At 63.7% G+C, this 15,224-nt stretch carries 14 protein-coding genes; all 14 read left to right on the top strand.

Going from position 1 to position 15,224, the window contains the following annotated elements; all coding sequences use genetic code 11:
- The first annotated feature begins 3 nt into the window (after window positions 1-3).
- On the top strand, window positions 4-1,248 hold the full coding sequence (locus INQ48_36435; protein QRF62956.1) for an ABC transporter substrate-binding protein: 1,245 nt from the start codon (window positions 4-6) through the stop codon (window positions 1,246-1,248).
- 7 nt (window positions 1,249-1,255) lie between these two features.
- Complete coding sequence (locus INQ48_36440; GenBank protein ID QRF62957.1) at window positions 1,256-1,885, top strand: SRPBCC family protein; 630 nt, start codon at window positions 1,256-1,258, stop codon at window positions 1,883-1,885.
- Window positions 1,886-1,921: 36 nt separating this feature from the next.
- The gene (locus tag INQ48_36445; GenBank protein QRF62958.1) at window positions 1,922-2,329 is read left to right on the top strand and encodes an OB-fold domain-containing protein; all 408 of its coding nucleotides are present in this window, start codon (window positions 1,922-1,924) and stop codon (window positions 2,327-2,329) included.
- A complete protein-coding gene (locus INQ48_36450) occupies window positions 2,326-3,480 on the top strand; it encodes a thiolase family protein (protein QRF62959.1) in 1,155 nt (384 codons plus the stop codon). Before INQ48_36445 ends, INQ48_36450 begins: the two co-directional genes overlap by 4 nt.
- 41 nt (window positions 3,481-3,521) lie before the next feature.
- A complete protein-coding gene (locus tag INQ48_36455) occupies window positions 3,522-4,406 on the top strand; it encodes a xanthine dehydrogenase family protein subunit M (protein QRF62960.1) in 885 nt (294 codons plus the stop codon).
- Window positions 4,403-4,909: a (2Fe-2S)-binding protein gene (locus INQ48_36460; protein QRF62961.1), complete on the top strand. Its 507-nt coding sequence runs from the start codon at window positions 4,403-4,405 to the stop codon at window positions 4,907-4,909. The genes INQ48_36455 and INQ48_36460 overlap by 4 nt, the downstream gene beginning before the upstream one ends.
- An 11-nt stretch (window positions 4,910-4,920) precedes the next feature.
- Complete coding sequence (locus tag INQ48_36465) at window positions 4,921-7,299, top strand: xanthine dehydrogenase family protein (GenBank protein ID QRF62962.1); 2,379 nt, start codon at window positions 4,921-4,923, stop codon at window positions 7,297-7,299.
- Window positions 7,296-8,156: an IclR family transcriptional regulator gene (locus tag INQ48_36470; GenBank protein QRF62963.1), complete on the top strand. Its 861-nt coding sequence runs from the start codon at window positions 7,296-7,298 to the stop codon at window positions 8,154-8,156. The genes INQ48_36465 and INQ48_36470 overlap by 4 nt, the downstream gene beginning before the upstream one ends.
- Window positions 8,153-9,346 carry a CoA transferase gene (locus INQ48_36475; GenBank protein QRF62964.1) on the top strand — a complete coding sequence of 398 codons (1,194 nt, stop codon included), beginning with the start codon at window positions 8,153-8,155 and terminating at the stop codon, window positions 9,344-9,346. Before INQ48_36470 ends, INQ48_36475 begins: the two co-directional genes overlap by 4 nt.
- On the top strand, window positions 9,324-10,973 hold the full coding sequence (locus INQ48_36480; protein ID QRF62965.1) for a GMC family oxidoreductase N-terminal domain-containing protein: 1,650 nt from the start codon (window positions 9,324-9,326) through the stop codon (window positions 10,971-10,973). Before INQ48_36475 ends, INQ48_36480 begins: the two co-directional genes overlap by 23 nt.
- Window positions 10,974-11,723, top strand: a complete 750-nt coding sequence (locus INQ48_36485; protein QRF62966.1) for an enoyl-CoA hydratase/isomerase family protein — start codon at window positions 10,974-10,976, stop codon at window positions 11,721-11,723.
- 15 nt (window positions 11,724-11,738) lie between these two features.
- Window positions 11,739-12,536: an alpha/beta fold hydrolase gene (locus INQ48_36490; GenBank protein ID QRF62967.1), complete on the top strand. Its 798-nt coding sequence runs from the start codon at window positions 11,739-11,741 to the stop codon at window positions 12,534-12,536.
- Between the two features lie 605 nt (window positions 12,537-13,141).
- The gene (locus INQ48_36495; GenBank protein QRF62968.1) at window positions 13,142-14,155 is read left to right on the top strand and encodes an NADP-dependent oxidoreductase; all 1,014 of its coding nucleotides are present in this window, start codon (window positions 13,142-13,144) and stop codon (window positions 14,153-14,155) included.
- Window positions 14,155-15,198 carry a zinc-dependent alcohol dehydrogenase family protein gene (locus tag INQ48_36500; GenBank protein ID QRF62969.1) on the top strand — a complete coding sequence of 348 codons (1,044 nt, stop codon included), beginning with the start codon at window positions 14,155-14,157 and terminating at the stop codon, window positions 15,196-15,198. The genes INQ48_36495 and INQ48_36500 overlap by 1 nt, the downstream gene beginning before the upstream one ends.
- Window positions 15,199-15,224 lie beyond the last annotated feature (26 nt).

The raw sequence follows: 15,224 nt of genomic DNA on the forward strand, positions 1-15,224 counted from the left end.
TTCATGACCAAAGCATTTGCCTGCCGCCTCGCCGCGACGGCCGTGCCGGTTTTCGCGCTGCTGTGCGGCCCCGCCCTCGCCGATCCCAAGCCCGCCCCGGGCTTCGACGGCCAGACCATCAGCGTTGGCTACATCGGCCCTCTCACCGGGCCCGTGGCGGTACTCGGGCAACCTGTGCTCACGGGGATGCAAGTGTGGTTCGATGGCGTGAATGCGAATGGTGGCATCGCGCGGAAGTACAAGGTGAAGGTTCTGACAGAGGATCATCAGAACACCGAGAGTCAGGCGGTGCAGCGTTACGCCAAGCAAAAAGGCGAGGTGGTGACCGCATCGGTGTTTGGCACGCACACCACCAAAGCCATCCTGCCCGAGCTTCGCCGCGACAAGTTCGTGGTGGCGCCGGGCGGGTTCGAGGGCTTCATGATCAGGGACCCAAATCTGCTGCCTATCGGATCCACGTATGAGTTGATGGCCATCAACTCGGTGGATTACCTGCTGCGAAAGGGCAACAAAAAGGACGCCAACTTTTGCGCCATGGTGCGCGATGACCCGTACGGCCTGGCGGGCCTCAAGGGCTGGAAGTTCGCGCTCGAGAAGAGCGGCAAGAAGGTTGTCGAGACCACGTATTTCGGGCCTCAGGATCGCGACTTCACCGGTCAGATCAATCAGATGAAGAACGCACGATGTGAAGTCGTTCTCGTCACCACGGTGCCGGCCCAGCTCGTCAACATCGTGGGAAGTTCAGCGCGCGCAAGCTACGCTCCGCAGTGGGTGGGCCAGTGGCCGTCGTGGCACGGTTCGCTGCTGGGCACTCCGGCGATCGACTACCTTGAGAAGAATGTGTTGATCGCGGGAGAAGGCGTGGAATGGGCCAGCACCGGCGTGCCGGGCGTGGCACCGATGCTCGATGACCTCAAGCGTTTCCGGCCCGATCAGAAGCCGGATCTCTGGGCCGTGGTGGGCTACAACCAGGCGCGCGCCATGACAGCATTGCTGGAAAAGGCGGTGGCCAACAACGACCTTTCCCGTGAAGGCGTGATGAGGGCACTCACGCAGCTCGGTATGGTGGACAACCTCGGTCTTTCAGGGAACTACACCTACGGACCCATTGCAGGCCGTGCACCGGCCATGGCCGGCTCGGTCTTCAGGATCAATCGCAACAAGCCCTTCGGTCTGGAAAGCCTGGAGAGCAACTACACCTCGCCGATGACGAAGGACTTCGTCTTCGAAGACGTGGCGAAGAAGTGAGCTGTACATGGCATTGACCATCCAGTCCTCCTTCGTGATCGCCGCACCGCCCGCCACTGCCTGGACGATCCTGACGGACATTGAGCGAGCTGCCCCCTGTTTCCCGGGTGCGCAGCTGCTTGGGCGCAACGACGACGGCAGTTGGCGCGCCAGCTTCGGCGTCAAGCTCGGACCTATGAACTTCAGCTTCGCGGGCAAGTTTCACCTCGATGATGTCGACGCGGCGTCCAGCCGCGTGGTCGTGAAAGCGCAGGGTTCAGATACCAAGGGACGTGGCGGCGCGAGAGCCGATGTGAACATGCGTCTCCAGCCGGAGGGTGCCGGCACTCGCGCCGAGATCATTTCCTCGGTTGATCTCTCGGGCGCGGTGGCCCAGTTCGGCCGCGGCGCCGGAATGATCGAGGCCTTGTCGCGCCAATTGATGGACCAGTTCGCCGCCAATCTGCAGCAAAGCATTGGCGAGATACCCAAGACCGAACCCGACTCACACGGTCCTGCGCAGGCCGGATCGTTGGCCCTGCCCTCAGCTGCATCGCCACCAGCCGTCGCAAGTCTGGATGCGGGGTCCCTGATGTGGCGGGCCCTGGCAGCGTCCGTCAAGGGCTGGTTCGCGCGCCTTATAGGCCGCCGCTCCTGACGCCGCTTTTTTCACTCCGATATCGACGGACAACCAATGAATCCCCCTTCCGAACCTCTGGCCCCCAACGAGGGGGCGCGTCTGGCCGCCACCGAAGTAATGACGCAGGAGCACGGTCTGGCGTTGCGCGCCAGCCAATGCATGGCCTGCGGCAAATGCACATTTCCGGCCTCCACCATCTGCCCGTTCTGTCTTCATGAGTCGCTGCGGGATCTGCCCCTGGTGGGCAAGGCATCGCTTTACAGCTTTACGCGTGTACACGCTGCCCCGGTCAACTGGCAGACGCCCTACGCGCTCGGTTATGCGGACTTTCCCAACGGGTTGCGTCTGCTCGCGAAGCTCGCCGATGCCACCACCGACTGGCGTGCGGACCAGCCTGTCGTGCTGAAGGTGGTCGCTGCGGGAGAGGGCTTTCGTTATTTCCTGGAAGGAGCCGCGGCATGAGCCACGCCAAACTTCGTGATGTGGCGGTGCTGGGCACCGGCATCATTCCATTCGGCAAGCATCGTGCGGTCTCGGTACCTCACCTAGCCCGTCCCGCCGTCATCGACGCGCTGAAAGAGTCGGGCTTGGTACGCAGCGACATCGAGGCCATGTACTGCGGCTCTGCCCTGTCCGGCATGATGGCAGGCCAGCGCGTGGCACGCGAAACAGGGCTCACGGGCATACCCATCGTCAACAACGAGAACGCATGCTCGTCTGGCGCAACGGCGTTCCGTGAGGCGTTCATCGCAGTCGGCAGCGGTCAGATCGACTATGCCATGGTGGTGGGCGTCGAGAAACTCACGCGCCTCGGTGGCGGCACGCTGCCACTGGACGAAGAAGACATCGAAGTGGCGAATGGCCAGGTGATGCCCGGGTTGTACGCAATGCGCGCGCAGCGCTACCTGCATGACCATGGCCACAGCGCCCGAGACTTGGCGATGGTGGCGGTGAAGTCCCGACGACACGGCGCGCTCACGCCTTATGCCCAGTTCCGTGCGCCCACGACAGTCGAGGAAGTGCTGGCCTCGCGCCCCATCGCCGACCCCCTGACCCTCATGCAGTGCTGTCCCACTGGCGATGGCGCGGCCGCGGTCGTCATCGGGCCGGCCGACGGCGCTCGCTCGGCCCTGCATCCGGCCGTGAAGGTGCGTGGCTCGCATCTGGCTTCGGGACGCTACCTCAGCGGATTTCGCGATATGACGATTCCAGAGATCACGCTGCGCTGCGCAGGCGAGCTTTACGAGGAGATTGCGCTGGATCCGCGGGACATCGACGTGCTCGAATGCCATGACGCCTTCACCATTGCCGAGCTGCTGTACTACGAAGCGTTGGGGCTCTGCCCGCAAGGCGAAGCGCCGCGCTTGCTGCACGGCGGTGTCACATCGCTGGGAGGGCGCAACGTTGTCAATCCCAGCGGTGGGATGTTGTCCAAAGGGCACCCAGTAGGTGCCAGCGGAACCGCACAGATCGTGGAGATCGTCCGGCAGCTGCAGGGCAGGTGCGACGCGCGGCAGGTGCGGGGTGCGCGACTGGGTCTCACGCACGTCACAGGTGGGGGCACGGCTGGCTTTGACCATGGCGCTTGTTGCATCCACGTCTTCGAGGCTTGAACCCTCGCTTGCACCACCCACCAAGCACTCAAGGATTCCGGATGAAACCCTCTGCATTCGCCTACCACGCGCCGACCACGATTGCCGAAGCCATGGACCTGGCCTCGACGCTGGACAACGCCAAACTCCTGGCTGGGGGGCAGACCCTGATGCCAATGATGAACTTTCGCTTCGTGCAGCCCGACCATGTCATCGATCTCAACACGGTCAGCGAGCTGCAAGGCATCGATCTGCAGAAAGGCAGATTGCAAATCGGCTCGATGACCCGTCAGCGCGACATCGAGCGATCAGAGCTGGTGCGCCGCGTTGCACCTCTGATTCCCGAAGCCTACGAGCTCGTCAGCCATCCGCAGATTCGCAACCGCGGCACGCTGGGTGGCAGCCTGTGCCATCTCGACCCAGCGTCAGAACAGCCCTGCTTCCTGGCCGCACAAGGAGCGGAACTCGTGCTGCGCAGCCCGCGCGGCGAGCGGCGCGTGTCCATGGCCGACTGGGCATTGGGTTATCTGACACCCAACCTTGAGGATGGCGAGGTGCTCGCGCGCATCGACATCGATCTTTGGCCACGTGGACATGGCTGGTCCTTTACCGAGTACGCGCGCCGTCAGGGCGACTACGCCATTGTCGGCGTGGCGGTGCTCGCCTCCTGCGATGCCCACCGACGTATCACCCGATTGGCGGTGGCTTTGTGCGGCATTGCCGCCGGACCCGTACGCCTCTCGGAAGTAGAGGCCGGTGCCCTGGGGCGCGAGGCCAACGAAGCGCTGATAGGGGAGGTAGCGGCGGCGGCACGCGCGCAGGACACCGTGGGCGACGCGCACGTGAGCGCCGAGTACCGACGCCACCTCGCGGGTGTCCTGAGCAGCAGAGCCCTGCGCACCGCCTTTGAGCGGATGCAACCGTCCGAAGATGAAGGAACATCATGAACGAAAAAAGCATTCGCTGCCAGATCAACGGCAAGACCATGGAGCGTAGCGTGGAAGTACGCCGAACGCTCGGTGATTTCCTACGCCATGACTGTGGAATGACCGGCACGCACTATGGTTGCGAGCATGGCGTCTGTGGCGCCTGCACCGTGCTGCTCGACGGGCGAACCGCGCGATCGTGCCTCACGCTCGCCGTGCAAGTCGATGGCCACGAAATCACCACCGTGGAGGGGCTTTCTGCTCCCGACGGAACGCTCTCGGTACTGCAACAGGCCTTTCATGAGTGCCATGCGCTGCAGTGCGGCTTCTGCACGCCCGGCATGCTGGCCACGTTGACCGAATTGCTCGCCGACCACGCGGATCCCAGCGAGGCACAGATCCGCGACGCGCTCACCGGCAACCTGTGCCGCTGCACGGGCTACCAACCGATCGTCGAGGCGGCTCAGTTGGCGGCGCGCCGCCTGCGCGCAGCGGCCACGCCGGCCCACCAAGAAGTGAATTGAAGGAGGCTGCGATGGACATCACCGACGCCAAACAGATCGGCACCGGCCACGACTACGTGGGCAAACGCGTGCAACGCACCGAAGATCGGAAGCTGCTGCAAGGCCAGGGCAGTTTTGTCGACGACCTCAAGATCCCCGGCACGCTGCACGCAGCAGTGTTGCGCAGCCCCTTCGCGCACGCCCGGGTGTTGCGCATCGACGTTTCTGCGGCCAGGACCATGGCCGGCGTGGTGGCGGTCTACACCTTTGCCGAGTTGCAGGAGTCCGCTCGTGTAGGCATCCCGATCCTCGTGCCCAACCCGGCCATTCGCCAGATGCACGCGCAGCGGTTGCTCGCGCATGAGGAAGTGTTCACCGTCGGTGATCCAGTGGCTTTTGTGGTGGCGGACAACCGCTACCTCGCCGAGGACGCGTGCGCGCTCATCGAGGTGGAATACGAAGAACTTCCAGTCTCGGCCAACGCCATCGACGCGCTCAAGCCCGGTGCGGCGCTGGCCCATGCCGGCGCGCCCGATAACATTGCAGCGCACGTGACCATGGCCTACGGCGATGCTGCCGCCGCTTTCGAAAATGCTCCGGTGGTGGTCACCGACACCTTTTGGCAAAACCGCGGCTCCGCTCATCCTATGGAAGCACGCGGCTACATGGCAGAGTCGCACGCCAGCACGGGTCAGCTCACGGTGTGGTCGTCGGGCCAGGCCCCCCACCTGGAAAAGCGAGTCCTCGTGGACCTGTTGGAATGGGATCCCGAAAAGCTGCGCGTCATCATGAACGATGTCGGCGGCGGGTTTGGGCCAAAGGGGATGTTCTATCCCGAAGAGGCCCTGGTGTGCATCGCCGCGCGGGACCTGCGCCGGCCGGTGAAGTGGATCGAAGACCGGCGCGAACACTTTCTCACCGCGATGCAGGAACGCGACCAGTGGTGGACGATCTCCCTCGCGCTCGACTTAGACGGCGGAATTCGCGGTGCCAAGCTCGAGATGGTGCATGACAACGGGGCCTACCTGCCGTGGGGCATCATCATGCCGTGGATCGGTGTGACCACGACTCCCGGTCCCTATGTCATTCCGTCGATGTCGGTGGATCTCAAGGTGGTGCTCACCAACAAAGGCGGGACGTCGCCTGTAAGGGGCGCGGCCCGTCCCCAGGCCGTGTTCGCCATGGAGCGAATCCTGGATCGCGCCGCCGCACGGCTCGGCATGGACCGCGCCCAAATCCGCGAACGCAACTTCATCCAGCCTGAGCAGATGCCCTATGACGTAGGGTTCATCTATCGCGACGGCAAACCCATGCGCTATGACAGTGGCGACTATCCAGCTACCCAAGCCGCCGCGCTGGCGCGGGCGAACTACGCGGGGTTTCCCGAGCGTCAGCGCCAGGCGCGCGCCGAGGGTCGCTACATCGGCATAGGAGTGGCGAACTACGTTGAAGGCACAGGTCTCGGGCCGTTCGAGGGCGCTACGGTGCGCGTTCAGCAGAACGGCCGGGTAAGCGTGCTGACCGGAGCCGCGCCGCAGGGACAGGGCCATCACACCACCTTCATGCAGATCTGCGCGCAAGAGCTCAACCTTCCAATGGACCGGGTGGACGTCATCACCGCCGACACGGGCGTCATTTCGATGGGTGTCGGCACGTTTGCAAGCCGCATCACCGTGACCGCTGGAAACTCTGTCTACTTGGCTGCTCGCAAGGTGCGGGAACGCTTGCTGAGCTTGGCAGCATTCATCATGCAGTGCGACGTGTCCTCGCTTGCTTTGGGTGAGGCTCGCGTGCATCTGGTTGCCGATCCTGCCAGGAGCATGGGCTTCGGCGAACTCGCGCGCATCGCGCAGGGCATGCCTGGATTCTCGTTCCCAGAAGGGCTTAAAGGCGGGCTGGAGGAGACTCAGTATTTCTCGCCCGCGCAAAGCACCTTCTGCAACGGTACGGCGGTGGTGGAACTCGAAGTCGACAAGCACACCGGCCAGACGCGGATCATCAACTACGTGATGGCGCACGACTGCGGCAACCTCATCAATCCCCTTATCGTTGATGGGCAGGTGCAGGGGGCGGTGGCCCATGGTATCGGCAACGCGACGCTGGAGTGGATGCAGTACGACGAGAACGCACAGCCAGTCACCACCAACTTCGGCGAGTACCTGATGCCCATGGCGACGGATGTGCCACGCGTGGACACCGTGCACCTTGAAACGCCTTCGCCCCTCAATCCACTGGGTGTCAAGGGCGCAGGCGAAGGTGGGACTATTCCGGCTGCGGCGGCGATCATCAGCGCCATCGAGAACGCCCTCGGTGAATTCCGTCTGGAGCTCAAAAACTCGCCGACAGTTCCTCAGGACCTCTTCGAGCAACTGCTGGCCGCCGGGGCTTACAGCGAAGGGAGCGCTGCATGACACCGCTTCCCCGCCCCGGCACGCTGTCGGCAGCGAAGCAGGGTAGCGGCGCGGAACGTGAGACCGGCACGATCGCGCGCACCGTGCTCGTCCTGCGTGCGGTGGCGCAAGCGCGCCAGGAGCCCACCATGAAAGAGCTGGCTGACACGGTCAATCTTCCAATCTCGACGATGCACCGCTTGCTCGAGTTGCTGATGCAAGAGGGCATGGTCGAGCGCGATGACGTCACCCGCACGTTCCGGCCCGGCTTCGAATTCTTCCGGCTCGGATCGTTGGTGACGCATCGCATGCCGCTCCAGGCCGTTGCGCGGCCGTTTCTCGATGGCGCCGCGCGGGAAGCGGGCGAGTCCAGCTATCTGGCCATGCTCGACCAGCGCGCCTTGAAGCTGGTTTTCATCTCCGGCGTGGAGTCTGGCCAGATGCTCGACTACCGCGTACCGCTCAATGTGCCCTACGCGCTTTCGACGGGTTCGTCTGGACTGGCCGCGCTGGCCTGGTTGGGTAGCGACAAGGTCGACCGCGTGCTGGCGAACGATGACCCATTGAACCGGCGCGATCACCCGGCGATCCGGCGCATGCTGATCGAGATACGCGACCAGGGTTACTCGCACACCCGAGGCCAGCGCATCTCCGGAGCGGTCGGCACGTTTTCTCCGGTCTTCGACGGCCGCGAACAGATTGTCGGAACCCTCGGCTACACCGTTCCCGAGACCCGCTTCCAGAAAAAGGACCGCGCGCGGCTTGCCGGCCTGGCAATGCACTACGCCGGCGAGCTGTCGCGCACGCTGGGCTACCCGGGCATCTGGCCCAGGCCGGCATCCACCTACCAAGATACGACCAGAGACGAAAAATCATGATCGATGCCAAGCCTGCGCAGCCCTTGAAAGGTGTGCGTGTCCTTGACCTGACGCAGTTCCTGTCAGGTCCGTACGGAACCATGATCCTCGCCGACCTCGGCGCGGACGTGATCAAGGTGGAGCCGCCGACAGGTGAACTTTCGCGGACCATCCCGCCGAACTTCGTAGATGGCGATAGCAGCTACTACTTGAGCGTCAACCGTAACAAGCGCAGCGTCGTCGCCGACATGAAGACGGCCGAAGGCGTCGCGCTTGTGCGCTCGCTCGCTATGCGTGCTGACGTGGTGGTGGAGAATTTCCGCCCGGGCGTGCTGCCGCGATTGGGTTTGGACTACGAAGGCCTCGTCCTCGAGAAGCCCGGGCTCATCTGGTGCTCGATCTCCGGCTTCGGCCAAGACGGACCCTGGCGCGACTGGCCCGCATATGACATGGTGGTCCAGGCGCTCTCGGGCGGAATGAGTATGACGGGACAGCCGGATGGCGAGCCTGTTCGCGCCGGGATTCCGCTTGGCGACCTGTCGGCGGGCCTTTACGCCGTGATCGGCTTGCTGGCGGCCTTGCATGAGCGCACCCTCACCGGCAAGGGCCGCTGGGTCGATGTGGCTATGCTTGACTGCCAGCTCGCGATGCTGAGCTATCAAGCGGCAGCCTTCCTGCACTCCGGGCAGATTCCTGGACGACAGGGTGCGGGCCATGACTCCATTCCCACGTACAGGAGCTTCATCGCAGGCGACGGCGCGAGCGTGGTCGTGACGGCCAACACCGAGAAGATGTGGCGATCTCTCGCCAAAGTATTGAACGTGGAAAGGCTCGTGCACGACCCGCGCTTCGTGACCAATGCCGCACGCTTTTCAAACAGGGATGCTCTCTGGCCGCTTCTGGAGAAGGCCTTTCTTGCGCGCACTGCGGCCGAATGGATGCCGCTGCTCATCGCAGACGGCATTCCGGCTGGCGTTGTGAATTCGCTGGATCGGGCGCTGCTCAGTGATCAGGCGCAGGCGCGTGGCATGGTGCTGAACCTTCAGACTCCCGATCACAGCCCGCGCGGCAAGCTTCAGGCAAGCGTGGCTGGGAATCCGCTGAAATTCGTGGGTGCCAGCGAAGCCACGCCCACGTTCCCCCCTGCACTCGGTGAGCACACCGAAACAGTGGTGAATGACTGGTTGCATGAATCCACTGCAGTCATCTGAGGGGCCGCCGATGACCGGGAGCGAACTGGAATTCGACTACATCGTTGCAGGGGCCGGGACGGCCGGTTGCGTGTTAGCCGACCGTCTGACCGAAGACGGCCGCCACAGCGTGCTCCTGCTTGAAGCGGGACCGAAAGACTCGATGGAGTTGCTACACGTTCCTGCGGGTTTTAACTATGTCGCCTTCGATCCTCGCGTGATCTGGGACTACCGCACGGACCCTGAGCCGGGCCTCGCGGGACGGCAGATCACCTATATGCGGGGGCGCGTGCTCGGCGGATCGAGCAGCATCAACGCCATGGTTCACGTGCGGGGACATTCCGCGGACTACGACGGCTGGGCCGAAGCCGGCTGCACGGGGTGGGACTGGCAGAGCGTGCTGCCTTATTTCAAACGCAGCGAGCGCCATGTGCGTGGGCCGAGCGAGTTGCATGGCGACGAGGGGCCAGTGCCCGTAACGCGCGCGCCAAGCCATCCCGCTTGCGATGTATTCATTCGGTCGATGGTGCAAGCGGGTATTCCGCCTAGCGACGACTTCGACGGACCAAGCCAGGAGGGGGCTGGCTACTACCACCAACCGGTGGAGGGCGGACGGCGTATGAGCGCGGCACGTACCTACCTCAAGCGCGCGCGCCAGCGATCCAAGCTCACCCTGCTTACCGGCGTGGTCGTTCAGCGTATTGCGTGGCATGGCAATGTGGCGAGCGGACTCACGTTCCGCGCAGCCGACGGCCGCGTGTGCACTGCCCGTGCGCGTCGCGAGGTCATTCTTTCGGCCGGAACGGTAGGCAGTACCCAGATCCTCGAACTGTCGGGAGTGGGGGATGGGGCGCGCTTACAGGCCTTGGGGATCGACGTCCATGTGCACCGTCCCTCTGTGGGCGAGAACGTGCAGGACCACTACCAGGCGCCCGTAGTGGTGGGCGTCAGGAACCTCGATACGCTGAATCGCTATGCATCGGGTTTGGGCCTTGCAAGCCAGGTGCTTCGCTACTACACACGCCGCAATGGTCTGTTGGCGAGCAACGCTGCGCCTGCCGGTGGATTTTTTCGATCATCGGACGCGGTGGACCGCCCTGACTTGCAGATGTTGTTTGCACCCGGCTCGCTCGATCCATCCAAGCACCCCAGGCGGCTTTCGAAAGTGCCAGGCGTCACCGCCATCATGTGCGCGCTGGCTCCGCGCTCGCGCGGCAGCATTCACATCAGGAGCGCAGACGCGGATCAGCATCCGGCGATCGTGGGTCACTACATGAACCACGAGTACGACCGCGCGTTGATGCTCAACGGCTTGCGCTGGGTGAGGAAGTTCTTCGAGCAACCAGTCTGGCAGGACTACGGAACATTCGAGCTGGCGCCTGGTGCGCAGTTGCAAAGCGACGAAGACCTGCTGGCATTCTGTCGCCTAAAGGGCGACTCCGTGCACCATCCCGTAGGCGCCTGCCGCATGGGCGCAGACGAGCGCAGCGTGGTCGACCTCGATCTGCGCGTGCGCGGTGCGTCTCGCCTGCGTGTGATCGACGCATCCATCATGCCGCGCATCATCGCTGGCAACACCAACGCCGCTACGCTCATGATCGCTGAGAAGGGCGCCGATCTCGTGCTTTCGGAAACCAGGAGACCCTGAATGACCCATTCCGCCATCCGCCTTGAGTACCACGGTGCCGAGGCCCGCCTTACGCTGTCGCGGGCCGCGACTGGCAATGCCTTGACCTTGCCGGACATACGGGAGGCGCGGGATGCCATCGCCCAGGCCGGATCAAGACCAGAGGTCCGCGTGCTGCGTATTTGTGCGGAGGGCGATCAGTTCTGCGTGGGCCGAGCGCCCGAGGGCGGCGCACCCGCTGCGGGACAGGCGACCTCCGAAGACTTGCGTGTGCGTCTGGTCGGACCGATCCTTGCTCTCTACCGTGCATTGCATACGCTGGACATCGTGTCTGTGGCACAGGTGCAGGGCGATGCGCACGGCTTAGGCTGCGCGCTGGTTGCTGCCTGCGACATCGCTGTGGCATCGCGCACCGCGCGTTTCAGTCTGCCCGAGATGAGCAAGGACTTGCCGCCGACACTGGCGCTGTCTGCGCTGGCGCGCAAGGTGCAGCCCAAGGTCGCCGCCAGCATGGTGCTGGGCTTGGCGACATTGAGCGCCGACGAAGCGGTACGCGGCGGCATCGTCGGCGAAGTCGTGGAGCATGCCGCTTTGCCAGGACGTGTTGATGAGATCGTCGCTCTGCTTGGTGCTCGCCACCCGGTGGCGTTGGCCACCGTCAAGCGCTACTTGCGTGCAGCGCAGGCCGCGGATTTCGACATGTGCGCTGAGATGGCGGCCAGCATGCTCGCCGGCGCCATGCCTGCGATTCGTGCCGGTGCCGCCCACTGATCTGGGCGTCCGATCATGACCCTGCACGACTTCGACCTCAACGGTGAGCGGCTGCATGTGCGCGTGGAAGGCACGCCTGAGCTGCCCAGCGTCGTCTTCTTCCACAGCCTGGGTCTTTCGTCCGCCATGTGGGCGTCACAGTTCGATGCCCTGCGAGACCGTTACCACCTGGTGGCCATGGATTGCAGAGGCCACGGGCGCTCCAGCAATCGGGGCGGCTTTTCGATCGGAAATTGCGTGGACGACGCTGCGGCGGTCATGAACGTATTGGGTGTTCGGCGGGCCCATCTGGTCGGCCTGTCGATGGGGGGACTGATGGCCGCTGAATTGGCCGCCCGCCTGGACGGCGCTTGCCGCAGCATGGTGCTGGCATGCAGCTACTGCACTTTGGCTGGCCCGGAGGCTCAAGCCCGCATCGAGTCCACACGTGAGTTCCTGCGCGACAGAGGTATAGCCGCATTCGCTCAGATGTACATGGACGGCACGGCCTGCGCGTCTATGGAGCCTGCGGTGAAATCAGAGATGGTTGCTCTCATCGCCACCATGAAGATGGATGACTATCTGCAAACGCTTCAGAGCATCCTGAACGACGACGCGAGGCCTGCCTTGTCGCGCGCGTCAGGCGTGCGAACGCTGGTGCTCAGCGGCAGGCTCGATCGGCGAGTCACGCCGGCCGCGCTGCAGATGCTCAAGAACGCAGTCCCTCATGCCAGCGTGGTGGAATTGGATAGGGCCGGCCACCTGGCCAATCTCGAGGATCCTGAACTGTTCAACCGCACGCTGGCGGACTTTTGGTCCACGGCGCCCGGGTGAGGCGCTCACCCCCATTGAAATCTCAATCTTTTGTCCTTCGGCACTTGATGGACTGGCGATGTCAAGGACGACTCGCCATGCAGGCGAGACAAGTTGCGAAGCCTATTCTCACGTGGTGACTGGCCTGTGGAGTCTTCCATCCCCCGACCAGGGCGCACGCGAAACGGGTGCGGGCAGGGACTGAGCGGGGAAGCCCGCACGTTCAACGGTACCGTTGGTGGTGCAGCACTTGAAAGTGGTCGAACTTACGTTCGGTTGAGCATCCAGTTTGCGCGAGAAGACTTGAGCTCACTGCACACCATCGGTGTCGGCACAAGCGATTTGATCTTTTTTTCCAATTTTTCTCATCGGTCTGAGCCTTTCCGAGAAATCTCTTCGCGGCTCGGCAGATGACTGCCATCGGTGGCTGCGAACGCCGCCACAGCGAACGCTCCCTCACTTTCCAGTAGAACAGTCAATCTTGCTGCAAGCTTGCCTGGACAGCCAAGGGTAATCCCTGCGCTAGTTTCGATACTAGCCGTATAGTATCGAAAGTGTCGGCTCCTGATCTTCTTCTCGGATAGCGGGTCAGCCGAACCTTTTTGTACGAACAGCCGCATCAACCCATGTCACATCCGCGAAACCGCCAGATCACCCTCAAGAGCCGCCCCACTGGCATGCCGGCACCGGAGAACTTTGAGCTCACGAGCACAGACGTGCCCATCGCGTCCGCCGGGCAAGTGCTGGTCCAGACGCTGGTTCTCTCACTGGATCCCTACATGCGCGGTCGTATCAGCGACGCCAAGAACTACGCGGCCCCTGTGGCCATCGGTGAGGTCGTGGTAGGCGGCACGGTGGGCCGGGTTGTCGAAAGCCATGCGCCGGGATTCGCGCCCGGCGACATCGTCGAGGGACCTGGTGGCTGGCAGGAGTTCGCAGCGATTGCCGCCTCTCAATTGCGCAAGATCGACCCCGAGCTGGCTCCGCCATCGACCGCGCTCGGTGTGCTTGGCATGCCGGGTCTGACCGCCTACTTCTCGCTGCTTCACGTCGCTCAACCTGTTCCTGGCGACGTGGTGGTGATCTCCGGTGCGGCGGGCGCGGTGGGCCAGATCGCTGGCCAGATCGCGAAGCTCGCCGGATGCACCGTCGTCGGCATTGCAGGCGACGACGACAAGCTCGCCTACTGCGTGAACGAACTGGGCTTCGATCACGCCATCAACTACAAGACCGTGGGCGATCTTCAAGCCGCGCTCACTGCCGTTTGCCCGAATGGCGTGAACGTCTATCTGGATGGCGTGGGCGGCGCGATCTCGCAAGCCGTCTTCAATCACCTGTCTTTCAAAGCGCGCGTGGTGGTGATCGGCCAGATCTCCCAATCGAACCTCACCGAGCCCGACATGGGGCCGCGCAGCATGCGCTACTTTCTCACCAGCCGCGCCCGCATGGAGGGTTTCATCGTGGGTGACTGGGCCCCTCGCAATGCCGAGGCGCTGGCGCGCCTCTCCGCCTGGCTCAAGGAAGGAAAGCTGCGCTACGCCGAGCATGCCGTAGACGGTCTGGAAAACGCACCGGCCGCTTTCATCGGGATGCTCAAGGGTGCCAACCTGGGCAAGACCATCGTGAACGTCGCCCGCTGATGCGCGCGGCGGCCCTAAGCCTGAACACGATGGAGCGGCGGATGAAAGCTGTACATATCCTGGGATTCGGCTCGGATCCCGACCTCGTGGCGCTGGTCGACGTGCCAGAACCAGATGAACCCGGTGCGAATGAGGTGGTTCTCGACATCCTGGCCGCCCCGATCAATCCTTCCGACCTTCTTAACTTCCAGGGCCGGTTCGGCGCGCGTCCGCCGCCGTTGCCTTGCCTGGCTGGCGGCGAGGCGGTGGGACAGGTCCGCAAGCTCGGCAAGGATGTCCGGCATCTTCGGATCGGTGACCGGGTGCTGGCGCTGTTCGCGGGCCGCGGCAACTGGTGCCAGCAGGTCACAGCGCCCGCGGCAGGGCTTCGGCCGCTGCCGAAGACCGCCGACATCCACCAACTCGCCATGATGGCGGTGAATCCGGCAACTGCATGGCACATGCTCAAGGGCTTCGTCGCACTCGAGCCGGGTGAATGGGTTCTGCAGAACGCCGGCAACTCGGCCGTGGCGCACAACGTCATCAAGCTGGCCAAGCACATGCGCGTGCGTACGGTGAGCATCGTGCGCAGCGAGAGCCAGATCGAAGCCGTGATGGCCAGCGGCGCCGATGCCGTGGTTGCGGATGGGCCCGATCTGACTGAACGCATTCAGGCTGCCGTGGGTGGTGCACCGATTCGACTGGCATTCGATGCAGTCGCGGGTGAGGGTACTGCCGCCCTGGGCCGCTGTCTGGTGGACGGCGGGACTGTCGTGACCTACGGCCTGCTGTCTTCCGCATCCTGCCGTGTCGACGCATCGGACCTCGTGTTCCGCAACATCGCGCTTCGCGGCTACTGGTTCACGCACTGGTTCGAGAACGCGTCTGTCGAAGAGCGCAACGCCGTGTACGACGTGATTGCGAAGCTGATCGAGCAGGGGGTGATCGACGTCCGGGTGGAGGCGATTTATCCCATGGACGACGTCAAGACCGCCGTCGCACACGCGGCGCGTACCGGCCGTGCAGGAAAGGTGATCCTGCTGCCCAACCCCGACCTTCTCTGACTGCCGCATCCGGTTTACACGCTCGC

Origin of the sequence: Variovorax paradoxus (assembly GCA_016806145.1) — a bacterium.
GTDB lineage: Bacteria > Pseudomonadota > Gammaproteobacteria > Burkholderiales > Burkholderiaceae_C > Variovorax.